This is a genomic window from Halomonas sp. AOP25-F1-15 (genome assembly GCF_052378675.1).
GTDB classification, from domain to species: Bacteria; Pseudomonadota; Gammaproteobacteria; order Pseudomonadales; family Halomonadaceae; genus Vreelandella; species Vreelandella casei.
Window position 1 is genome coordinate 319,639 of record NZ_JBQSXV010000002.1, and the last position, 22,842, is coordinate 342,480.

The following is a 22,842-nucleotide window of genomic DNA, read 5'->3' on the forward strand; positions in this document are numbered from 1 at the left end:
TTTTTAGGGGCTATCAGTATGAAAATTGCCGTTGCAGGAACCGGCTATGTAGGGCTTTCCAACGCGATGCTGTTAGCACAACACCACGAGGTGGTCGCAGTGGATATTGTGCCGGAGAAAGTCGAGTTGCTGAATAATCGTCTCTCGCCGGTTGAAGACGCTGAAATATCAGATTTTTTAAGTCGCAACGATCTGCACTTTACGGCTACGTTGGATGCTGAACAGGCCTACGCGGGTGCTCAGTTCGTGATTATCGCAACCCCCACGGACTACGACGCGGACACTCATTATTTTAATACTAAAAGCGTCGAAGCTGTTATTGAGCAAGTCATGCGTATTAACCCTGAGGCAGTGATGGTGATTAAATCCACCGTGCCGGTGGGATACACCAAGGGTGCTTCGGAGCGTTTTAGTACCCAAAATCTTATTTTTTCGCCTGAGTTTTTGCGTGAAGGCAAGGCACTTTACGACAACCTTTACCCCTCGCGCATCATTGTCGGTGAGCGCTCTGAGCGGGGCGAGACTTTTGCTGGCCTTCTCAAGCAAGGGGCGCTGGCAGCAGAGGTTGAGGTGCTGCTGACTAATAGCACCGAGGCCGAGGCAATTAAGCTATTTGCGAACACGTATCTGGCAATGCGGGTGGCTTATTTCAATGAATTAGACACTTATGCGGAAACTCACGGCTTAGATGCCAAGCAGATTATTCAAGGTGTTGGTCTCGACCCGCGAATTGGTAAGCATTACAACAACCCAAGCTTTGGATATGGCGGTTATTGCTTGCCGAAGGATACTAAGCAGCTGCTCGCCAATTATGCGGATGTGCCGAGTAATATGGTACAAGCGATTGTGGATGCTAATCGCACGCGCAAAGATTTTATTGCTGAATCAGTGCTGCGCCGCAATCCGACCGTGGTAGGCGTTTATCGGCTTATCATGAAAACAGGCTCGGATAATTTTCGTGCCAGCGCTATGCAGGGTGTTATGAAGCGTATTAAGGCAAAAGGTGTAGAGGTGGTTGTTTATGAACCGGTATTGCAAGACGACAAGTTCTTCGGCTCAACCGTGATGCGTGATTTAGCCGTCTTTAAAGACAAGTGTGACGTCATCTTGACTAACCGAATGGTGGCTGAGCTTAGTGACGTAGAAGCGAAAGTATATACCCGCGACCTGTTTGGCAGTGATTGAAAAACAGGCAGCGTTGAAATGGCAGCATTAATGATGGTATGGCCCCTTGTTCAGGGGCTTTAGTTATTATGGTTCTCGTTATTATAGACTTGACACTTGTGGTCATCGCTTGCGGGTCTTGTTGTTAAAAGGAGTTTACACATGGAAGCCATTTTAAAGGCGTTTTACGAACAACGGCCCGATGCTAGCGTGGCTAAAGAGCTAGTCTCGTTTGGCACATCCGGTCACCGTGGCCGCTCACTTGAGCGAACGTTTAATGCATCACATATTTATGCGATCACCCAAGCGGTCGTTGACTATCGACGTGAAGAGGGCTATCAAGGGCCGCTGTTTTTAGGCTTTGATACTCATGCGCTTTCCCGCCCGGCATGGGAGTGCGTGCTCCAGGTGCTGGCCGCTAACAAGGTGGCGGTCTTTGTGGAGAAAGCTCACGGCTACACCGCGACACCCTTAGTTAGCCACGCCATTTTGCAACATAATCGTCCTCAAGGTCAGATTGAGCCTAGTACCGCATTGGCCGATGGCTTGATCATTACCCCATCACATAATCCTCCTGAAGATGGTGGCATTAAGTACAATCCCTACCATGGCGGCCCCGCTGACACGGATGCGACGGGCTGGATAGAGCAACGCGCAAATGAATATCTGCTTCGCCAGTTAGACGATGTTCTCACCGTCTCTATCGAAGAGGCAATTGCCCACGCTCAAGAGTACGATTACACCGCGCATTATGTGGCTCAGCTTGGCACCGTGGTGGATATGAGCGCGATTCAGAAGGCGAACCTAACGCTGGGTGCTGACCCGATGGGCGGCACGGCGCTGCCGGTATGGCAGGCGGTCGCGGCGCATTACCAATTGAATCTTGAGGTGGTGAATACCACCATCGATCCTGATTTTGCGTTTATGCCGCCGGATCACGACGGTAAGATCCGTATGGATTGCTCAAGCCCCGCTGCCATGGCCAATCTATTAAAGGTTAAAGACCGCTTCGATATCGCCTTTGGTAATGATCCTGATGCGGATCGTCACGGCATTGTCGATGCTAGCGGACTGATGAACCCCAACCACTTTTTAGCCGTATGTATTGATTATCTGATCATGCATCGCCCAGAGTGGGCAGCCACCTTGAAAATAGGTAAAACGCTGGTCTCATCTTCCATGATTGATCGCGTGGTGGCTTCCCATCAGCGCGAGCTTTATGAAGTGCCGGTAGGTTTTAAGTGGTTTGTGGAAGGCCTGCATGAAGGTTGGTTGGCCTTTGGTGGCGAAGAAAGTGCTGGTGCCAGCTTGCTGACTTGCGATGGAAGTGCATGGTCTACTGATAAAGACGGCATTGTGTTGTGTCTTTTAGCGGCTGAGATCATGGCGGTAACGGGCAAAACGCCTAGTGAGTATTACCGTGCGCTCACTGAGCGTTTTGGCGAACCTTTCTATAAGCGTGTTGACACTACCTGCTCACCTGAAGAGAAAGCTGCGTTTAAAAAGTTAAGCGCAAAGAGCGTGAACGAAAAAAATCTGGCCGGTGATGCTATTACTGCTGTGCTAAGCGCTGCACCGGGTAACGGCGCTTCTATTGGCGGTATTAAGGTCACGACTGAAAGCGGCTGGTTTGCCGCACGCCCCAGTGGCACTGAGTCACTTTACAAAGTTTATGCAGAAAGCTTTAAAGGCGAGCAGCACTTAGATGAGCTGATTGAGAGTGCCCTGGTGTTATTGTCGAGTGTGTTGAGATCCGTTGATGAGTAAAATGTTTTTAATTACCGGCGGCGCTGGATTTATTGGTTCTGCAGTTATACGCGAGCTTATTCAGAATACAAATCACCGTGTAGTGAACGTAGACAAACTCACTTATGCTGGTAATTTAGAATCGCTGGCGAACGTTGAGTCCAGTGGACATTATGCTTTTGTTCAGGCTGATATTTGCGATGCTAATATCATGCAGCAACTGTTTGAGCAGTATCAGCCTGATGTGGTGATGCACCTTGCCGCAGAGAGTCATGTCGATCGTTCTATTGATGGCCCGTCAGAATTTATTCAAACCAATGTGATTGGCACCGCTGTTCTACTGGAAGCTGCGCGGAGCTACTGGAACGGCTTGCAGCAACAAGATGCTGTCAAAGCTAACGCCTTCCGTTTTCATCATATCTCGACCGATGAAGTGTATGGTGATTTAGACGGTACCGATGACCTCTTCACGGAAGATACTTCCTACGCGCCGAGCTCGCCCTATTCGGCTAGTAAAGCCAGCTCCGATCATTTAGTACGTGCTTGGCAGCGCACTTACAGCCTGCCAACGTTAGTCACTAACTGCTCGAACAATTACGGCCCGTTTCATTTTCCAGAAAAGCTTATTCCTCTGATGATTCTTAACGCCTTAGCCGGTAAGCCACTGCCGATATACGGTGATGGGCAGCAGATTCGTGATTGGCTTTTTGTTGAAGACCATGCACGCGCGTTGATTAAAGTAGCTAACGAAGGTCAGGTAGGCGAAACCTATAACATTGGAGGTCACAACGAGAAAGCCAATCTTACCGTAGTGGAAACACTGTGTGACCTGCTGCAAGAGCTTGTGCCGCGCAAAAGCTCATACCGTGACTTGATCACGTTCGTCACTGACCGACCAGGCCATGATGTCCGATATGCCATTGATGCTAGTAAGGTTGAGCGTGAGCTAGGCTGGGTGCCAAATGAAACGTTCGAAACCGGCCTGCGCAAAACGGTGCAATGGTATTTAGCGAATGAGACTTGGTGGAAGCGCGTCCAAGATGGCAGCTATCAAGGTCAACGACTAGGCAGCCTTTAACACTTGTATGTGGCTACCTCATGTCCTGTAGGTAAATTAACTTAGCTGCTCTGCTAGTACATTCGTGGAGAAGATACATAGCGGCTTCCCAGGAAGCTTGCTTAGCAAGACGCCCTCACATTTAGCAATAAGGTTTCTATGGCTATCTTAATAACCGGCGGCAGCGGCCAGGTCGGCTTTGAACTTCAGCGTGAGTTCTCGCTCTTCGGTCCTATTCTGGCACCGACACGACATGAGCTTGATTTAACTAATGCCCATGCAGTGGATGCCTACTTAAACGAGCACAGACCCGAGCTAATTCTTAACGCTGCTGCTTACACAGCGGTCGATAAAGCCGAAAGTGAACCTGCGCTCGCCAAATGTCTTAATGCTAAGCTACCGAAACAGCTTGCTGGATATGCTGCTAAACACGATATCCCGTTAGTGCATTACTCAACCGACTACGTCTATCCAGGGGATGGTGTTATTCCTTGGCGGGAAGATAGTTCTACCGCACCGTTAAGCGTTTATGGCCAAACCAAGCTAGAAGGTGACCAAGCGGTTAGTCAAAGTGGTGCGAGCTGCTTGATTTTTCGCACTAGCTGGGTTTACGCTGCCCGCGGTAACAATTTTATGAAAACAATGCTGCGCCTGGGTTGCGAGCGCGAGGGCCTGAGCATCGTCAATGATCAAGTCGGTGCACCGACTCCTGCGCGCCTTATTGCTCAAATAACGCGTCTTGCCTTAATTACTCACCACTCGCCACCCGTTATTGGCATCCCAACCGGCATTTACCATCTGTCTCCGCAAGGCGAGACAAGCTGGCATGGATTTGCATGCGAAATTTTTGAGCATGCTCTTTTATTAGGTAAAAAGCTGGCCATTAAGTCTGAGCGCGTAGCGAGTATAGCCACGGCAGCTTATCCTACACCAGCACAGCGCCCGCTCAATTCACGCATGGCGCTTGGTAAACTCGAAGCTGCACTGGGCATCACCATGCCCACTTGGCAAAGCCAGCTATCGCTAACGCTTAAAGAGCTTTATGAGAAGTGAATAGTGAGCATCACAAGCAACTTACTTCAACTTCATCAGTCCCGCTTTATCTTTCACACCTTAATACTGACGGATAATTAGCCCATGAACACCTCTCCCATTAATCATAACGCTGCATATAGGAAGGGCATTATTCTTGCGGGTGGCTCTGGTACACGGCTACATCCCATTACACGGGGTGTTTCCAAACAGCTGCTGCCAATTTATGACAAACCGATGATTTACTACCCGATATCGGTGCTGATGCTGGCTGGCATCAGAGAAATTCTGGTTATTTCCACGCCTGAAGACCTTCCTCAGTATAAAAATTTACTGGGTAGCGGTGAAGATTTTGGGTTGAGCATTGAGTACCTTGAGCAGCCTAGCCCCGATGGATTGGCCCAAGCATTTATTCTTGGTGAGGAATTTATCGGTGATAGCTCTGTTTGCTTAGTGCTTGGCGATAATATTTTTCACGGCCAGCACTTCTCTGATCAGTTAAGGCGCGCCAGTGGTCATGCGAAGGGAGCGACAGTATTTGGCTATTTGGTGAAAGATCCTGAACGCTTCGGGGTCGTTGAATTTGATGAGACGGGTAAAGCCATATCCATTGAAGAGAAGCCTCAAAAGCCAAAATCGACCTATGCTGTTACCGGGCTCTACTTTTACGATAATGACGTTGTGGAAATTGCCAAGGCTGTGAAGCCCTCCGAGCGCGGTGAACTAGAAATTACCAGTGTTAATAATGCCTATTTAAAGCAGGGCCGTCTTCGCGTAGAACGCTTAGGGCGTGGCTTTGCTTGGTTAGATACAGGCACTCATGACAGTCTTCTTGAGGCCAGCCAGTACGTTCAGACGATTGAGCATCGGCAAGGGCTTAAAATTGCATGCCTGGAAGAGATCGCTTGGCAGCAGGGCTGGATTGACGACGACCACCTAGGTTTGCTTGCAGCACCCCTTGCCAAAACCCAGTATGGTCAATATCTCCAGCGCCTTTTGAAAGGTAAAAAGCACACAGTGCCGGGCGAGAAGTAAGTCAATGGCTACCATCCCTCGACACTCATAACTCACTATTCACCATTGACGGTTTAATAATGAAGTACGAGAAGCTCGCCATCTCTGATGTGGTTCTGCTCACGCCGCAAGTTTTCGGCGACGAGCGCGGTTTCTTTATGGAAACCTTTCGCCAAAGTGAATTTGAAACTAACTGTGGCAACTATCAGTTTGTGCAAGACAATCATAGTAAATCTGTGCAGGGTATATTACGGGGTTTGCACTACCAATATCAGAAGCCCCAGGGAAAATTGGTGCGCGTTATTAGTGGCGAAGTGTTTGATGTTGCAGTCGATATGCGCACAAACTCATCTACATTTGGCCAATGGGTAGGAGTGCTGCTAAGCGCAGAAAACAAACATATGCTGTGGGTTCCTCCTGGCTTTGCGCATGGCTTCTACGTCACCAGCAATGAAGCTGAGTTTCAGTACAAGTGTACGGATTATTACGCGCCGGGTGATGAGGTATCCGTGCATTGGCAAGATGCTGACTTAGCGATTAATTGGCCGCTAGCGGATGGTAAGCTGCCAACACTATCAGGTAAGGATGCTGACGGGCTGGCATTTTCTGACGCTCCTTGCTTTTCGCATGGTTGAATAGCGTGTTATCGCTGGGTAACCCAATAAATGGTATCAGCAAGGCATTCGACTAGTTCACGAATCAAGTAACTTGTAATTTAATCAAGGAGGCTATAAATGACGCAGGTGCGTAAAGCGATTATTCCCGTGGCAGGTTTTGGTACCCGTTTATTGCCGATCAGTAAGGCAATTCCCAAAGAGATGGTGCCGGTAGTCGACCGCCCCTTGATTCAGCATGTGGTGGAAGAGGCGCTGGCGGCGGGTATTAATGAGATTATCCTGGTAACGCGATCCGGAAAGTCCGCCATTGAAGATCACTTCGATGCGCATGCCGAGCTTGAAGACTCACTGGCTAGCAAAGGTAAAGATGCGTTGCTGGAAGTATTGGCAGCCATCGCGCCACCGCAGTTAAGAATCACCAGCGTGCGTCAGCCTAATGCAAAAGGCCTTGGGCATGCGGTGTTTTGCGCAGCTCATTTATTAAGCCAGAACGAGCCTTTCGCTGTGATTCTGCCCGATGTGCTGGTCAAGCCACAGGCGGGTGATGCTCGCTGTGATCTTGGTGACATGGTGATGCGTTGGGATGCGAACAGCGCCGCGCAAATCATGGTGGAAGCCGTGCCGGAGAATGAAGTGTATCGCTACGGCATTGTGGACTGTGGCGGCAGCGAACCGAATGCTGGTGAAAGCGCTGATATGCGTGGCGTGGTTGAAAAGCCTAAGCCAGAAGAAGCGCCTTCGCGCCTGTCTGTCATTGGGCGCTACGTGTTGCCTTTCCGTGTGATGGAGCTATTGAGTGACCAGTCACCCGGTGCCGGTAACGAGATCCAACTGACTGATGCGATTGACCGTTTAATGCAGGAGGGGCATTCAGTGCAGGCTTTCCGCATGACCGGCCGCACCTTTGATTGCGGTCACATTGAGGGCTGGTTGAAAGCGAATACTGTTCTCGCTCGAGAAGCAGGTTACGACGTATAAGCCTCTTGCCACACACATTGGCGCTGCCTTTTAGGCAGCGCCAAATACTAACAGAAGATTATTGAAAGCCTTTAATTTCACTGCTCTTCGTTTAAAAAAGGTTTATTTGATTTATCCTGCGCACCAGCTTTGTGCAAAATATTATAGACTTTGGTCTTAATTTTGCGCATAAACACGTTATACCAAACCGGCATAGGGTATGCAGGAAGACGCGCCCGCAGTTAAATACGACAACGCTCTGGCCAGCCCACTGATTTTTGAAACTGCAAGGGTATGTCGCTCTATGCCTTACGTTCACGACACGCTTACTCGGCTTGCCAAAAGCAGCCCTGCCCAATCAGAATTTTATCAAGCCACAGAAGAAGTGCTTGAGTGCCTGCGGCCGCTGTTTGAACGCTCTCCGCACTATCTTGATCACAGTATTATCGAGCGAATAGTTGAGCCGGAACGCCAGGTGATGTTTCGCGTAAGCTGGTTAAACGATGCTGGTCAGGTCAAGGTTAATAAAGGCTACCGCGTCCAGTTCAACTCTGCGCTTGGGCCCTATAAAGGCGGCTTGCGCTTTCACCCTAGCGTTACTTCGGGCACCATCAAATTTTTGGGGTTTGAGCAAATCTTCAAGAACGCTCTGACGGGTTTGCCCATCGGTGGAGGAAAAGGGGGCTCCGATTTTGACCCCAAAGGTAAGTCCGATAATGAGATTATGCGGTTTTGCCAGTCTTTCATGTCGGAGCTGTATCGGCATATAGGTCCTAATAGCGATGTTCCTGCTGGTGATATCGGCGTGGGAACACGTGAGATAGGTTACCTTTTTGGCCAATACAAACGCCTGACAGGCCGTTATGAAGGCGTGCTAACGGGTAAAGGGCTTAGCTGGGGCGGCTCGCTTGGCCGCAAAGAAGCGACGGGCTATGGCGCCGTCTACTTTGCCCAGAATATGCTGGCGGCGCGAGATGAAACGCTAAGTGGCAAAACCTGCTTGGTGTCTGGGGCAGGCAATGTCGCTATCTATACCATCGAGAAACTCTACGAGCTAGGCGCCAAGCCAATCACGTGCAGCGACTCTCAGGGGACTATTCATGACCCCGACGGTATTGACCTTGATTTGCTGAAGGAGCTTAAAGAAGTTAAGCGGGTTTCTTTAGAAGCGTATGTCAATGAGCGGCCTGATGCGCACTATATTTCCGTGCGTGATTATCCTAAGGGTGGTCATGCTGTATGGCATCTGCAAGGTGATGTGGCTTTCCCTTCCGCCACTCAAAATGAGCTAACGGAAATCGATGCGCGGGTAATGCTAGCCAACGGCGTGCGCTGTGTGAGTGAAGGGGCCAACATGCCCTCTACTACAGAGGCGGTAGACCTCTTCTTGGAAGCAAAGATTGACTATGGCCCGGGTAAGGCGGCTAATGCCGGGGGTGTCGCGACGAGCCAGCTGGAAATGGCGCAGAATAGCAGCATGGAGCGTTGGCCGATGGAAAAAGTCGATCAAAAGCTCAAGCAAATCATGAGTGATATTTATCAGCAGTGCGCTACTACGGCGGAAGAGTTTGGTGAGCCGACCAATTTAGTCCTAGGGGCTAATATAGCCGGTTTCCGAAAAGTCGCTGATGCCATGATTGAGCAAGGCGTCACCTAATCGCCTTTCTCATGTGAATCGCCTATACTGGTGGCAGACAGTCCTTCCCTTCTGGGGGAGGGCTGTTTTTGTTGGTAGCTTTTCATACCGTTAATTCATCTTCAAAACAAATTAAGTTTTTTGATTTTGTTGCTTTCTAAGGAGAGTAAGCATGGGGCAGCGTCCTCCTATTACCATTAACCGTCTTGATGCCGAGCGCCTTCAGCGCTTGATTGATAATGCATCTGACAAGGACTTGATGGTGGCGGAACTACTCGAAGAAGAGTTGTCTCGTGGGGAAGTTATCGATCCTCAAGAAATTCCTGACGATGTTGTCAGTATGAATAGCCAGGTGCGTTTTACCGATTTGTCTAGGGAGCGCAGCATGGTTCGCACCTTAGTGTACCCACACTTGCTGGACAGTGTGGCTGATGGAATTTCAGTGATGGCCCCCATCGGTGCAGCGTTGATTGGCCTCAAGGTCGGCAGTGTCATCGAGTGGCCATTACCTAATAACACCGAAGTGCGCCTGCGTATCGATGCTATCGTTTGGCAGCCAGAGCGCGAAAAGCAGTTTCATCGCTAGGCGACGCTAGGATTTCACCAAGTTATCCACAGGCAGTTCGATGTGCTGAGGGCGCTGCAAAACATTGAGTAAAACGATAGCGCGCTCTTCGCCTTTGCAGCGTGAGAAGATAGCTTCTAAGTCTTTAAATGGGCCGTCGGTAATGGTGACTTTCTCTCCGGCGCAGAAGTGGCTATGAATGCCTTCCTGGCGATGTGGCTGTGCACGTAACGTTTCGACCAGCGATGCGGGCACAGACACTGGCCTGTCGCCGAAAGTTAGCAACCGAAGGACACCACGGGTGGAGCGAATGGGTCGCCAGTTGCTGACTATCTGGTCTAAACAGATAAACAGGTAATAAGGAAACAGGGGCTCAACGACAGTGGTTAGCTTGCCTTGACGTTTACGTTGGGCATTCAGTACCGGGTGGAACACCTCATAACCTTGGTTAGCGAGGTGCTCCGCGGCGCGAAATGACTCGCCTCCTTTACACTGAATAACATACCAGGAGGAGACTGGGTTTTTGGAGACCAGGTTTTCAGAGGCTATGTTTTCAGAGGCTATGTTTTCAGAGACTATGTTTTCAGAGCTTTCGTCGACGTCCATACGATCATCCTTAGCCTTAACGTGCTGATTTATTAAGGCAGCAGCTTGGCGAGTGCATCTAGCGTTTGATCAACCTGCGACCGAGTGTGATCACACGAAAGGAAAAAACGTAGCCGTGCGCTTTTTTCAGGAACCGCCGGGTGCAAAATCGGTTGTACGTTAATGTGCTCGGCTAGTAGCCCGTGGGAAAGCCGGGCGGCGGCGGCAGAGCTGCCAATAATCACCGGTACGACCGCCGCACCGATGCTTTTACCCGTATCCAGCCCGCGTGCTTTTGCCTGTTCAAGGAAGTAGCGCGAAATGCTGTGAAGTCGCTGTACGCGTTCCGGCTCCTGCTGAAGGAGCTCCAAGGCCATCAATGAAGGCGCAGCCACCTGGGCAGGCATCCCAACGCTGTAGAGAAAACCTGGCGCGAGGTAGCGAAGCATTTCGACCAGCGGTTTGCTGCCGGCAATATAGCCTCCGCAGCCTGCCATGGATTTACTCATGGTGCCCATCCAGATATCCACGTCCCGCGAGTCGATATCAAAGTATTCGCGTAACCCCAGGCCGGTGTCCCCCATCACGCCAAAAGAATGTGCTTCATCAACCATTAGCCATGCCTGGTAGCGCTGCTTAAGCTCGATAAAACGGGGTAGCTCAGGGACATCGCCATCCATGCTGTAAAGCCCTTCAATCACCACCAGAACACGTTCAAACTGATGCCGATGACGGGCTAGCAGAGCTTCCAGCGCTGCTGGGTCGTTATGGCTAAACGACATGCGTTTGGCGCCTGATAGCTGCGCGCCGACTAACGAGCTGTTGTGAATATATTCATCGTGAAGTACCAGGTCTTTCGGGCCAAGCAGGTAGCCAAGCGTTGACACATTGGTCGCGTGGCCGCTAACAAAGGCAACGGCATCTTCAACGTCATACGCCTTAGCAATAGCCTGTTCCAATTCCTGATGAATGGGCCGCTCACCGGAAACCACGCGACTGGCAGAAACCGATGTGCCATAGCGTGCTACGGCATCACAGGCGGCCTGGTTAATCCGCGGATCGCCGGAGAAACCAAGGTAGTTGTAGCTGGCAAAATTAATGCAGGTTTGTCCATTGATGACGCTGGTCGCTCCTGCGGTGCCTTCATGCACTTTAAAGAACGGATCGATCAGGCCCAACTGCTCTGCAGCTTGACGCATCATGGCAATTTGCTGATAGCCAGGCTGGGCATCAAAGCGTGTGAAACGCTCGGGCACCGAGCGCTGCTCGGCCCCTTCAGATGAAGGGGCATTGCTAGCACGCGACGTGGAACGTCTGCGTGCTTGTTCTAGAAGCTGTTGTTTCAGGTCAGAGCGCTTAGCGGTCATGATGTCTCGGTTGTCGATGATGATGTCGCGGGCACAGGCTCGTCGGTCAATTCTTCACTGCCGAAACCCTCCGTGCCGTGCTGTGCAGCCAGCGAAGCAATCGCATTCTGCGAGTCGTCGTCAACGTCGTCGTGCTGGTGCATTTTTTGAATCAACACACCCGCCAATTTATCCAATGTCGATGCTTCACTGAGCACCATGACTGACACCTGGACGCCCAAACGGTTCTCAATGGCCGTCATTAGCTCAACACCCATCAGCGAGTCAAAGCCCATGTCGTAAACCGAGCGATGAATATCGAGCTTCTCTTCATCAATCAGCAAAATGCTGGCCAACTCGGTGCGCAGTAGCTCCGTTACCGTGCTGTGCAGCTCCTCAGGGGAAAGGTCGGCCAGCAGGGCACTGATGTCATCGTCTGCGTCCACGCTGCTATCGTCGTCGCTGGCGCGGGCAATTTCGTTAAAGCGAGGCGCGTCAGCTGTTGGCAGGAAGCGAGCAAGCGCACCCCACTCAAGCTCTAGCACGCCAAGGCTTGGCCCTGGCGTTAACAGCATTTGTTCGAGCACGTTAAGCGCGTCATCTGAATGCAGCGCCGAACCGCCTAGACGTTCTTGCAGCGCGTCCCGAGTGCGGGTGTTGCGGGCCAAAAAGCCGACATCGTCAATCGCGCCCCAGCGGACACAGGTTGCTGGCAATCCAGTCGCACGGCGGTTAGCGGCAAAGCCTTCTAGCCAGTGGTTAGCAGCCACATAGTTGGCTTGGCCAGGGTTACCGAACAGCGTAGTGGCAGAAGAATAGAGAATGAAGAAGTCCAGCGCCGCCTTGCGAGTCAGCGCATCTAAATGACGGGCGCCGTCGATTTTGGGTGCCAATACTTTCTGGATCCGTTCAGCATCTAAGTTGCGAATCAAACCATCGTCAATCACCGTGGCGGCGTGAACAATGCCACGCAGAGGCGCGAGCTCGCTTTTCGCCCGCTCAAGTACCGCTGCCAGTGCGGAGCGGTCGGTAATGTCGCAGGCCAAGGCGAGTACCTTAATGCCTTGCTGCTCAAACGCCGCGATAGCTGCTTGAGCCTCTTCTGTGGCGGGGCCGCTGCGGCTAAGCAGAATCAGCTGCCGCGCGCCTTTTGCTACCAGCCACTGAGCCGTTTTTAAGCCAAAGCCACCGAGGCCGCCCGTCACTAAGTAGCTGGCCTGTTCAGGGAGCGCCATTGTCGCCGTGCCTAATAAGTCGTGCTTGGGCGGTGCAATGGGCTGTTCGTAAGTCACCACCACTTTGCCAATCTGACGCGCCTGCTGCATATAGCGGAAGGCATCGATCACTTGGCTGTGGCTGAACGAGGTAAACGGCAGAGGGCTCAGAGTGCCGTCATTGAACAGTGCCATCATTTCGCCAAACAGGCGCTGGGTGAGCGCAGGTTGTACCTTCATGAGCTGGTCCGAATCGATGCCGAAGTAGCTCAGGTTGTTGCGGAAAGGGCGCAGGCCAATGTGAGTATTTTCATAGAAGTCGCGCTTACCTAGTTCTAGAAAGCGACCAAACGGGCGCAGCGCGCGTAGGTTCTGATTGATTGCTTCCCCGGCTAGCGAGTTAAGCACTACGTCAACACCTTCGCCCTGGGTATCTTCGAGAATCTCTTCTGCGAAGGTGAGCGAGCGTGAATCGTAAAGCCGCTCGATGCCCATCAGGCGCAGAAAATCACGTTTTTCGTCAGAGCCGACCGTGGCGTAAATTTCCGCTCCCAGCCACTGAGCGATTTGTATAGCCGCGATGCCCACACCGCCTGCTGCGCCGTGAATCAGTACCTTTTCGCCTGGCTCTACCCGGGCCAAATGCTTGAGCGCGTAATAGACAGTGAAGAAAGTGGTGGGAATGGTGGCCGCGGCGGCAAAGCTAATGCCTTCCGGTAATGGCGCAACGGCATGCTGGCTAGCGATGACGCAGTCACTGAAACTGGCCGGGCCGAAGCCCACTACGGCTTGCCCCGGTGTCACGTGCGTCACGTTGCTGCCCACGGCTTCAACCACGCCCGAAAACTCAAGGCCTAGCGTTGGCCCGGCAAAGCCGTTTTCAATCGCTTCATCAGAAAGCAGGCCCAGGGTATACATGACATCGCGAAAGTTCAGCCCAGTGGCTTTAACGCGAATTTCCACTTCGTCAGCACTGGCTGCCGGCAGAGGGCGCGGGCGCCATGCTAGCTGGCGTAGCTGTCCGGGCATAGCAAAGCCCAGCGTCATCGCCTGGCGGGGCTGCTCGCTTGAGGTTGCCGTTTCAGGCTGCGGCGCAGGTAGCGTACGTAGCCGTGTGGCAAAGCGGTGGCCTTGGCTGTCGATCAGCGCCTCGTTTTCGCTATCGGGCTGGCTGAGTAGCTTCGCCCATGTATCAAGAGCCGGCACGCTAATGGCCGCCGGTATATCCAGCAGATAAACGCTGTGCCCTACGGCTTCATTGGCAAGCGAGCGGCCAAAGCCCCATAGCACAGCATCACCGGGCGCATCGTGATCATCTGGTGTGTGGCTAGCGCTTTGCCAAAGCGAGCTAAGGCCTCGGGTGACCAGCCATAGCGAGGCCGCGAGCGACTGCTGCTCTAATGCCAGCGTCCACTGCAAGGCGTGCTCGCAGCGTGCAGTTTGCTCGGCTGTGCTGCTAGCGCCTAGCCCACGTAAGTCGATCACATTAAGCGTTAGGTCACTATGATTCGCTAACATTGGTTCGGACAGCGCATCGGCCAATAGCGCAGCAGGCACTTTTTGGCTGATGCTGAGCAGGGCAGACGCGCCCAGTTGCTGTAGTGTTTCAACCAAGCTTGCAGCTACTGTTTCGCTAGCTGAATCAGCGACCACTAAGTGGCGACGTGAGAGTGCACTGGAAATTGTTTCAACTGATTTTTCGGGATAATGCGCATGCAGAAGATAAGCACCGCTGCCGCTTTCTTCTAGTGCCATAGGCGCAGAAACGACAAAGCCTTGATCGTTTAGCCAGCCGATCAACGTATCTTGTTCCAGCGCGGTTTGATCAATATCCGGTGTGGCCAGCAGGTCATCAAGCCAGCGGCTGGGAACAATGCCAATAAGCATTAATTGAGCGCCAGGGGCGAGCTGCGTGGGTAGCGCTTCAATTAACTGGCGCGTGGCTGCGGGCTGAGTGACATTGACGCTGACGAATGCCAGCTGTGCTTTTTCAGCGCAAGCGGGCTCAGTAAGCGAGGAAAAACCTTCTTGACTCAGGTGCTGTACGTCCATCAGCGGGAAGCGTTCTTGCAGCTGCTCTGCCTGATGACGGGCGGTGTCGTGGGTGGTAATCACACGATAATGGCTGAGGTCGCTATTGGCCGCATGCCTGCTGCGTTCCAGTAAACGCTCGCCCAGCGCGGGCGCACTAGGGCCGGCTTCCAGAAGCTGCAGACGCTGCCCGGCGGGTAGGGACGCTAACAGTGTATCTACCAGCAGCCCCAGCTCGCCCGCGATGGCTTGCCAACCGCTTTCACCCACTAGAACACGATTTAAGCGCGCTAAGTGGTCATGGCTAATGCCTAAAGAGTCTAAGTCGCTAGTGCCGCTGCGCAGTGCATTTTGATGTAGTCCTAAACGGCCTACGAGGTGAATCGGGGCAAAGTAGTCCGGGTAGTCTTGCACCAGCAGTTGCCAGATAACGTCTGGCGAATGCTGTGCTTGATCTGCTTCTTGCGACGTTTCTTGACCTGTTTCTTGAGCCAAGCTTTGCTGGGCAAACGCATCGCTCAGGCTATCAAGCAACGGCGCTACTTCATTGCCATAGCGCTGGCCGGTTCGTTCAGTGTAAATACTGACGATATTGGCCAGTTGCGCCATTGCTTCGGCTGGTAATGTCAGCGGTTTGGCCTGAAGTGGCGCTGGCGTAAGCTCAATATCAAGATAGCTAAAGTGCTGATGATGGGCGCGGTTGAGGCGAATTGCTTTAAAGCGAGTTTTGCTCAGTACGGCAACAGCGTTCCCGGCCGCGTCATACAGCTCAAAATCAGCGGTAAACGAGTGCGGTGCACGCTTGCCCATCACCGCACGGGCTAATACGGGCGCGCCTGCCTGGGTATTTACCTGAATGCGCCCAACGCGTACCGGCACAAAGGCCAGCTGTGCGGCAAACTCGCTGTGCTGCGCGAGCAGCGGTATAAACATTTGAAAGGCGCTGTCCAGAATGCCGGGGTGTACGTGCAGCGTGGTGAGCTGCGCTTGAACCGCCTCCGACAGGGCAATTTCGCCGATGACCGCATCGCCTTCAATCCATCCGCGTGAAATGGCTTGAAAAGAAGGGCCGTAGTGAAGGCCAATGCGCTCGGCCATTTGCAGATGATCGTTTAGCGTGTAGTCCGGCGCGCGACTGGGGAGCGCAGGTGCTTTGCGATTAAGCAGGAAGCCACGGCTCTCACGCATTGTGCGTGCCACGGCATTCAACTGCCATTCACTGCTGGTAGCTGGTTCGCGCGAGTGAATTTCTAGGCGACCGTCTTCGGGCAGATAGGCAAGGCGCATGGTGCGACCATGAGTGCCATCTAGCAGCAGCGGGGCGCGAATTTCTAGCTCTTCTATATCCAGCAGCGGAGTATCTTTTAGCTGCAGCGCTGCCGCGAGCATGAGCTCGACAAACCCGGCGCCGGGGAAGACTGCCCCTTCGCCAACGACGTGGTCTGCAAGCCAGGGCTGGCGCTGGGTGTCGAGCTGGCTTTCCCACGTGTGTTCATGCTGAGACAGCGAGTAGCCCAGCAGTGGGTGCTGATAATAACGGCCGAGCAGGCCTTGGCTGTCGCTGGTGCCTTGCACCCAGTGATGCTCACGTTGCCAGGCATAGCGCGGTAACGGTACGCGCTTACCCTCAACGGGGAAAAAGTTGCTGTCTAGAGCAAGGCCGCTTAGCAGCAGCTGGCTTAAGCAGCGCTGTAATCCGTCAAGCCCTGACTTATGGCGCTCAATGGTGCCAAAAACGAGGCCCGGGCATTCTAACTGGCGCAGAGAGTCGTTGAGATAACGCCGCAAGATAGGATGTGCGCCGATCTCGATAAACACGTTATGGCCTTGCTGAATCAATGCGCTGGCAGCATCGTCAAACAGCACCGGTTCACGGATATTTTTCCACCAGTAGGTGGCATCTAGATCACGACCATCAATCAGTGTGCCGGTCACGGTGGAATAGTAGGGAATTTGCGTGGCCTGCGGGGCTATGTCGGCCAGTGCATGAATGACGCCAGCCTCAATGCTATCCATCGCCGGGCTATGGAAGGCGTAATCCAGTGGCAAACGCTTAGCGAAGATGCTCTTGTCGCTCAGGGCCGCTTCCAATGCACCTAGCTGTGCGCTGTCGCCTGCCAACGTAATGCCTTTCGGGCTATTAATGCCGGCCAAGCAAACGTTATCGTACGCTGGATTTGCCAGCCACTCAGCAATGTCGTCGGCGCTGATAGCGACGGCGGTCATGACGCCTTGGCCGCGGGTTTTACCCTGATAGTCGCTACGGAAGTAAATGACTTTGACCGCATCTTCCAGGCTTAGCGCACCGCTGGCCCAGGCGGCGGCAACTTCACCGACGCTATGGCCGAAAACCGCGGTGGGCGTAATGCCTTGATGGCGAAGCCACTCTGTGAGCGCTACCTGCAGCGCAAATAGGGCGGGCTGGGCTATCTCAGTCAGCGCAAAACGGTCTTGTTCAGCCGGGGCTTGGGCCTGCGGGTTTTCAGTATTGCGACCTTCAAGCTCGGCGCGTAAAGAGAAATCACCGTACTGCTGAAATAATGCATCAACACGGTCTATCGCCTCAGCGAAGACCTGTGAATCCTGTAGCAGGTCACGCCCCATGGTTTCCCACTGACAGCCGTTGCCGTCGTAAACAAAAACTGGCCCCGCCGCGTTGGATAAGCGCGTAAGTAGGGTGGTGCTTTTGGTTTCACCCGCTGCAAATTTACTCAGAGCGATAGCCGCTTCTTCTGACGTCTGAGCAAAAAACAGGGCGCCATGGCTATGCTGGTCGCGGCGGTTAAACAGGGTATGGGCGATATCGTACAGCGGCGTAGTGCCGTTTTCGCGCAAATAGCTGGCCAGCGCATCGGCGCTTTGTGTGAGCGCGGCTTCGCTACGCGCGCTAAGGCGAATGGGTAGTCGTGCGCCGGGTGTTTGTGGCGTTGGCTGAGTTCGCTCAGGTGGGCTTTCTAAAATAACGTGGGCATTGGCCCCGCCAAAACCGAAAGAGTTAATGCCAATAACCAGGCGGCCCTGTTTTTTTAGCGCTTGGCCCTTGGTAACCACCGACAGATTCCACTCATCAAATTTGATGCGCGAATTGAGTTTGCGAATCCCAATGGTGGCCGGTACTTCACGGTGCTGAATGCTATAAAGCGCTTTTGCTAACCCAGCAACGCCAGAGGCGGTTTCCAGGTGGCCAAGGTTGCTTTTAACCGAGCCAATCAGTAGCGGTGTTTTACGGTACTGACCGAGCGCCTCGCCAATGGCGCGAGCTTCAATCGGATCGCCCACCGCAGTGCCTGTGCCATGAGCTTCTAAGTAGTCGATCTCATCGGGTGCTATGCCCGCCTGCTGATAGGCGCGCTTCATCAAGTCAATCTGGGCGCTGGGGTTAGGGACGGTCAGGCCGGATTTGTGACCGTCGGTGTTAACCGCAGAACCTGCCACAACGGCCATAATATTGTCGCCATCGGCAACCGCTTGATCATACTCTTTGAGCAGGAAAATGCCGGCGCCTTCCGAGCGCACATAGCCATTTCCGGAGTCATCGAATACCTGACAGCGGCCCGTCGGCGAGAGCATGCTGGCTTTGGAGAAAATAATAAAACCGTAAGGGTGCAGGTGCAGGCTAATGCCGCCTGCCAGCGCCATATTAGTTTCACCACTGCGAATCGATTGGCAGGCCTGGTGAAAGGCCACCATGGAAGACGAGCAGGCGGTATCCAGCGACATGCTGGGACCATGTAAATCGAACACATATGATAGACGGTTCGATGCAATGCTCGACGTATTGCCAGTGGCGGTTGAGGCATCAATCGCCGCCATATCGTCTGCGATGCGATAGGAATAGTCTAAGCTTGCGACGCCTAAAAATACCCCGCACTGGCTACCGCGCAGGGAGCTGGGTGTAATGCTGGCATCTTCCATGGCCTCCCAGGCGAGCTCTAACAGCATGCGCTGCTGAGGGTCCATATTGGCCGCTTCGCGAGGCGAAATGCCAAAAAACTCAGCGTCAAACCCGCTGATATCACCCAGGCTACCGGCGGCAAACGTCACGCTGGTGCCGGGGTGGCGTTTGTCAGGGTGCTGGAAAGCTTCATGGCTCCAGCGGTCGGCTGCCACTTCAGTGACTAAATCTTTTTCGGCTTGCAGGTCCTGCCAGAACGTTTCAGGGGTGGTGCCGGGGAAACGATGGGCGGCGCCGATAATGGCAACGCGTTTAGTCATTCTTGCTCCTGAGGTTCTGGTTCTGCCTTGATCATAACGCTACTTATATCGTGTCCAAACACTTGTTTGAATAACTGGACGCCAAGTTCGTTTGCGGCTAATTCATAAGGTTCGTTGGCGCTTGCCAACCGTTCGCCTGCTGCTAACAAGTGCTGTGCTTCCTGGCCCTGCGTTGACCATAGCATGTAGGGGGTGCGGCTATCCGGCGGCGTAAAATATTCATAGGCCTCCGGTAGAATGGGCACATGGTCACCATACCAGCCTAGCAGCCCCTGCCTATTTGCTGTATTTAATGCATTCTTAACGCTCGCTAGCATCTTGTCCGATTCACCAAGATGGTGCAAATAGACAGCAAGATCGCGTAAATGATCCGGTAATGGCCAAGGCGCGCCGGGCATGGTCGAGGCTAGCGTGTCTTGACTGGGCGTTTCTAGATGCAGCGGGCCGTGATTCTCCATGGTGATCACAAAAACAAATAGCGGCCTATTATCGTCATCTTCAAGCAGGCGTCCAATCTTTCGTGCCACCGCTTGGTCACTGATATATTGACCTGCTTTGTCATTGCTCTCAAATGCACTGATATCAATGAACTGGTCAAAGCCCATTTGCGGTATCACTTTGTGGCGAAAATAGAAACTTGCCAGGTAGGGATGCACGCAGACCGTACGGTAACCTGCTGCTTTAAAAGAACTTGCCAAGCTGGGAAGCGTGTGACGTGATAACGTACGGTAAGGATTGAATTGGCGCGCGCCCCATTCCTCAGGTGCGATGCCCGTTAGCACAGCGCATTCAGTGCGAACAGTATTGGCGCCCCAGGCAGGCACGTTTAGCGGGCCGTGAAGCGTAGCGTTTGCGCGGGTGGTATCAAAATGATGCAGAAGACCGCTGTCAACGCCGTCACACCACGAACGTGGGTCAAAGAATGACTCGCTCTGAATTAATACCACATTGGGTAGTGATTGCTCAGTTGGATGCGCTTTCGCTACCTCTGTTAATGCATGAAAGGGCGATTGCTCAGGCTTAGGCACGGGGGCGCGCATAAGCGCCACGCCGTAGGCCCAGAGGCTAGCAAATAGTCCTAGCTGGTGCATGTCGTGTACGGGTTGCAACGTGATGGCAGGCTGCTTGGGCAGGCTAAATGACAGGAGCAGCACGCCTATCGCAATGATCTCAAACGCACCGATTAAAAAGCGGCTCGCGCCTTCGCTTGTGACAAGCGACGTTTCCCAATAGAAAAAAGCGCCAATAGCCACAGCCCCTGCGCTGCTGGCGGCAATCGCTAGCCCAACGCCAAAGAAAGGGACGTATAAGCGTGGGTGCAACATGGCGTCCCAAAAGTATTCAAAATCGTGGCAGATAAACGGCTCGTTGAGCGTGCGTGATTTGCTATTGCTCGACTGAATAACAACCAACTGCAGCGAAAGCACCACCACTACCGCAAACCAGGGGCGCTGTAGGAGCAATGCCAGCAGCCCAAAGAGCAGCAGCCAAGAGCCGATATGGGTGACATTAACCGCTATGCTGCGCTGCCAAAATGGGCGCGTTCGCGGGTTAAGCAAGGCTTCAAAGGCGCTGCAAATTATCAGGCCCACAAGGAGTGGCCACATAAGTGCACTAATCATGAGGTGTCTCCCCGTGATCATTAAAGCCCAGACGTTGAATTAGCCACTGAGAAATGCCAGCGGGCAGTACGGCAAGCCACCAGGTGCCAAAGTTGAGCGGGAATGGAAAGCTGATGCGCGAGCGATTAGCCGTTATGCCGTGCTTAATCACCTTAGCGGCGCGCTCGGGTGGCCACTCCCAAGGTTTGGGCCCAGGCATGGCGTCACACATGGGGGAGGTAACATAGCCGGGCATCACCACTGTCACGCCAATGCCGTGAGGGGCAAGCCGCCCGCGAAGGCCTTCGCCGTAGGCTTTTATGCCTGCTTTGCTAGCGCTGTAGCTCGGCGTAGTGGGCAAGCCGTGCCATGCGGCAAGCGAGCTAATAAAGACCAGCTGGCCGCTGCCGCGGCTTTGCATAGCCGGTACTAAATGCTGTGCCATCGCGATAGGCGTCTTGAGGTTAAGGTCTAGCAGCGCTTGTACTTCTCCCCAGGGCTCTAACATGTCCGCTCCTTGGGGGTGGGTGTTTTTGCCCGCATTAGCGATGACGATATCTGGAACTTGCTTGGCGCATAGTTCGTCCAGCCACGCCTTTAGAGCATGATCATCGGTTAGATTGATGGTCGAAAGCGTGACCTTTGCACCCTGATGGCGGCAAATCTCGGCCAGGGCCTCTAGTTTATCCTGCTGTCGCCCGTGCAGAATTAGCTGCGTATTCGGAGCTGCGTAGGCACGCGCCAGGGCGCCGCCAATGGCACCGGTCGCGCCGGTGATCAGGACGCACCGGTGGTGGTTTGCAGCCGTTTTCTGAAGGGTGGTCATAGCAGTTCCTCCAGCGGCGACGGGCAGGCTTCGAGCACCCGCGCGGCGTTGTCGACGGCTAAATCGATGCTAGGCTGGCAGTAATAGCCGCCATTGATTTGAACCGCATGCATCACCGTTTTCTGAAAATAGCCAAACAGCTCTGCGCTAGGCGGCTGTGGCTGCTGCCAGAAATCTTCAAGGATGCCTTGGTCGGTGAGCCCCGCGAGATTGTAGATGGGGTCGCTTAGTGCGAACGTTGGGCAATGTTTTTCAAGCGAAACGATACCCACCGTACTATTAACGGTTACGTTGCCTTTGGCGTGCTTGAGCAGCGCGTTAAGGTCGCCAGATTCCAGGTACACAATGCGCCCTTGCAAGCCGTAATGATCAGCGAGCCGGCTGATGATTTTAGGGTAGTTGGCAAGGCCCATATCCAGTGGGTGATTCTTAATGCACAGCATCGCATCGCTGGGTGCGTACTTCGCAAATGAGCCCATGACATGCTCCATCACTTCCTGCATATCGGCGTAGGGAGAGTGGTGGCGGATCTGGGCATCGCTGTTTAATTGCAGTGGCAGCATAAAGTAGGGGCGGCCGCTCTCAATCAGTTGTTTGATACGCTGGGCGTCGCGTTTTTTCCAGAATTTTAGCTGGGTGAAGCGCTTAACGTAGCCTGCATACTCAACGGGGGCGTTAATCGGCGCGTGATTGCGGTAGCGGGGCGCGACTAGCGGGTTCGCCAGGCCAGCCAAATGATAGCTAACGTCATGCATCGCGCGAATCTTAAAGGAGGATCGAAAGCGTACCGGGGCGGGCAGCTCGGGCAGCGCTTTGCCTGTCTCGTAAAACCAGCGTGGATCACGGGGCAGCAGCGAATGACCATTAACGCCGTCACGCTCTAAGGTAATCCAAAAGGGGCGAAAGTAGCCTTCCTCAAAGACATGAGTGCGTACGCCAGCTGCCTCCGCATTATCGACCGCGGGGCGGTGAATAGGCCGACGATCACCAAACATCACTTGATCAGTAATGGCATATTTTTGCCAAAGTGCTTTGATGTAACCGGGTAGCTCGTCTTCAGCGCCGCGAAAGAGGTGGTTTTCTCCATGGGTGCGCTGCCAGTAGGCGATATCGCCCGCATTGAAGTTGACCTTTACAACGCGATGCCCGTCATTCACCAAGCGCTTGGCTAAGCGAGGATAAAACGGTGAGCAAACGCCCTGCAAAAATAAGAATGCACGCTTCGGATGCTTCAAC

15 protein-coding genes are annotated in these 22,842 nt (G+C 53.2%); 9 read left to right on the plus strand and 6 right to left on the minus strand.

Features of this window, described 5'->3' with window-relative positions; genetic code table 11:
* The first annotated feature begins 18 nt into the window (after window positions 1-18).
* The 9 genes from ACT3TF_RS04810 to rnk all read left to right on the plus strand — a co-directional run bounded on the left by ACT3TF_RS04810 (window position 19) and on the right by rnk (window position 9,809).
* Complete coding sequence (locus tag ACT3TF_RS04810) at window positions 19-1,185, plus strand: nucleotide sugar dehydrogenase (protein WP_444671687.1); 1,167 nt, start codon at window positions 19-21, stop codon at window positions 1,183-1,185.
* Between the two features lie 141 nt (window positions 1,186-1,326).
* Entirely contained in the window at window positions 1,327-2,931 is a 1,605-nt protein-coding gene (gene pgm / locus ACT3TF_RS04815; RefSeq protein ID WP_444671688.1) for a phosphoglucomutase (alpha-D-glucose-1,6-bisphosphate-dependent), read from the plus strand.
* On the plus strand, window positions 2,924-3,988 hold the full coding sequence (gene rfbB, locus ACT3TF_RS04820; RefSeq protein WP_444671689.1) for a dTDP-glucose 4,6-dehydratase: 1,065 nt from the start codon (window positions 2,924-2,926) through the stop codon (window positions 3,986-3,988). The genes pgm and rfbB overlap by 8 nt, the downstream gene beginning before the upstream one ends.
* A 138-nt stretch (window positions 3,989-4,126) precedes the next feature.
* Window positions 4,127-5,020 (plus strand): dTDP-4-dehydrorhamnose reductase, encoded by an 894-nt coding sequence (gene rfbD / locus ACT3TF_RS04825; RefSeq protein WP_442346141.1) that lies wholly within the window; start codon window positions 4,127-4,129, stop codon window positions 5,018-5,020.
* A gap of 84 nt (window positions 5,021-5,104) precedes the next feature.
* Window positions 5,105-6,034, plus strand: coding sequence for a glucose-1-phosphate thymidylyltransferase RfbA (gene rfbA / locus ACT3TF_RS04830; RefSeq protein ID WP_096281137.1), 930 nt, complete (start codon window positions 5,105-5,107; stop codon window positions 6,032-6,034).
* 59 nt (window positions 6,035-6,093) lie between these two features.
* Window positions 6,094-6,648: a dTDP-4-dehydrorhamnose 3,5-epimerase gene (gene rfbC / locus ACT3TF_RS04835; RefSeq protein WP_192535888.1), complete on the plus strand. Its 555-nt coding sequence runs from the start codon at window positions 6,094-6,096 to the stop codon at window positions 6,646-6,648.
* 99 nt (window positions 6,649-6,747) lie between these two features.
* Entirely contained in the window at window positions 6,748-7,608 is an 861-nt protein-coding gene (locus ACT3TF_RS04840; protein WP_444671690.1) for a UTP--glucose-1-phosphate uridylyltransferase, read from the plus strand.
* Between the two features lie 283 nt (window positions 7,609-7,891).
* Complete coding sequence (gene gdhA, locus ACT3TF_RS04845) at window positions 7,892-9,244, plus strand: NADP-specific glutamate dehydrogenase (protein WP_442347313.1); 1,353 nt, start codon at window positions 7,892-7,894, stop codon at window positions 9,242-9,244.
* 151 nt (window positions 9,245-9,395) lie between these two features.
* Window positions 9,396-9,809, plus strand: a complete 414-nt coding sequence (rnk, locus tag ACT3TF_RS04850) for a nucleoside diphosphate kinase regulator (RefSeq protein WP_096281131.1) — start codon at window positions 9,396-9,398, stop codon at window positions 9,807-9,809.
* Window positions 9,810-9,815: 6 nt separating this feature from the next.
* On the opposite strand, the gene rfaH is transcribed toward rnk, so the two are convergent.
* Genes rfaH through ACT3TF_RS04880 form a run of 6 tightly spaced genes read right to left on the minus strand, consistent with a single transcriptional unit; the run spans window position 9,816 to window position 22,841 of the window.
* On the minus strand, window positions 9,816-10,394 hold the full coding sequence (gene rfaH / locus ACT3TF_RS04855; RefSeq protein ID WP_444671691.1) for a transcription/translation regulatory transformer protein RfaH: 579 nt from the start codon (window positions 10,392-10,394) through the stop codon (window positions 9,816-9,818).
* 32 nt (window positions 10,395-10,426) lie between these two features.
* A complete protein-coding gene (locus ACT3TF_RS04860; RefSeq protein ID WP_444671692.1) occupies window positions 10,427-11,740 on the minus strand; it encodes an aminotransferase class I/II-fold pyridoxal phosphate-dependent enzyme in 1,314 nt (437 codons plus the stop codon).
* Window positions 11,737-19,179, minus strand: coding sequence for a type I polyketide synthase (locus ACT3TF_RS04865; RefSeq protein WP_444671693.1), 7,443 nt, complete (start codon window positions 19,177-19,179; stop codon window positions 11,737-11,739). Before ACT3TF_RS04865 ends, ACT3TF_RS04860 begins: the two co-directional genes overlap by 4 nt.
* Window positions 19,176-20,801 carry an LTA synthase family protein gene (locus tag ACT3TF_RS04870; protein ID WP_444671694.1) on the minus strand — a complete coding sequence of 542 codons (1,626 nt, stop codon included), beginning with the start codon at window positions 20,799-20,801 and terminating at the stop codon, window positions 19,176-19,178. Before ACT3TF_RS04870 ends, ACT3TF_RS04865 begins: the two co-directional genes overlap by 4 nt.
* Window positions 20,794-21,606: an SDR family NAD(P)-dependent oxidoreductase gene (locus ACT3TF_RS04875; protein WP_444624725.1), complete on the minus strand. Its 813-nt coding sequence runs from the start codon at window positions 21,604-21,606 to the stop codon at window positions 20,794-20,796. Before ACT3TF_RS04875 ends, ACT3TF_RS04870 begins: the two co-directional genes overlap by 8 nt.
* Window positions 21,603-22,841 carry a capsule biosynthesis protein gene (locus tag ACT3TF_RS04880; protein WP_193062396.1) on the minus strand — a complete coding sequence of 413 codons (1,239 nt, stop codon included), beginning with the start codon at window positions 22,839-22,841 and terminating at the stop codon, window positions 21,603-21,605. Before ACT3TF_RS04880 ends, ACT3TF_RS04875 begins: the two co-directional genes overlap by 4 nt.
* Window position 22,842: the final 1 nt, after the last annotated feature.

Bases quoted from the DNA above. Each gene is read 5' to 3' on its own strand.
- gdhA (WP_442347313.1), top strand. From the start codon at position 7,892: ATGCCTTACGTTCACGACACGCTTACTCGGCTTGCCAAAAGCAGCCCT.
- rfbD (WP_442346141.1), top strand. From the start codon at position 4,127: ATGGCTATCTTAATAACCGGCGGCAGCGGCCAGGTCGGCTTTGAACTT.
- rfbA (WP_096281137.1), top strand. From the start codon at position 5,105: ATGAACACCTCTCCCATTAATCATAACGCTGCATATAGGAAGGGCATT.
- rfbC (WP_192535888.1), top strand. From the start codon at position 6,094: ATGAAGTACGAGAAGCTCGCCATCTCTGATGTGGTTCTGCTCACGCCG.
- ACT3TF_RS04875 (WP_444624725.1), bottom strand. From the start codon at position 21,606: ATGACCACCCTTCAGAAAACGGCTGCAAACCACCACCGGTGCGTCCTG.
- rfbB (WP_444671689.1), top strand. From the start codon at position 2,924: ATGAGTAAAATGTTTTTAATTACCGGCGGCGCTGGATTTATTGGTTCT.
- ACT3TF_RS04865 (WP_444671693.1), bottom strand. From the start codon at position 19,179: ATGACTAAACGCGTTGCCATTATCGGCGCCGCCCATCGTTTCCCCGGC.
- ACT3TF_RS04840 (WP_444671690.1), top strand. From the start codon at position 6,748: ATGACGCAGGTGCGTAAAGCGATTATTCCCGTGGCAGGTTTTGGTACC.
- rnk (WP_096281131.1), top strand. From the start codon at position 9,396: ATGGGGCAGCGTCCTCCTATTACCATTAACCGTCTTGATGCCGAGCGC.
- pgm (WP_444671688.1), top strand. From the start codon at position 1,327: ATGGAAGCCATTTTAAAGGCGTTTTACGAACAACGGCCCGATGCTAGC.
- ACT3TF_RS04810 (WP_444671687.1), top strand. From the start codon at position 19: ATGAAAATTGCCGTTGCAGGAACCGGCTATGTAGGGCTTTCCAACGCG.
- rfaH (WP_444671691.1), bottom strand. From the start codon at position 10,394: ATGGACGTCGACGAAAGCTCTGAAAACATAGTCTCTGAAAACATAGCC.
- ACT3TF_RS04860 (WP_444671692.1), bottom strand. From the start codon at position 11,740: ATGACCGCTAAGCGCTCTGACCTGAAACAACAGCTTCTAGAACAAGCA.
- ACT3TF_RS04870 (WP_444671694.1), bottom strand. From the start codon at position 20,801: ATGATTAGTGCACTTATGTGGCCACTCCTTGTGGGCCTGATAATTTGC.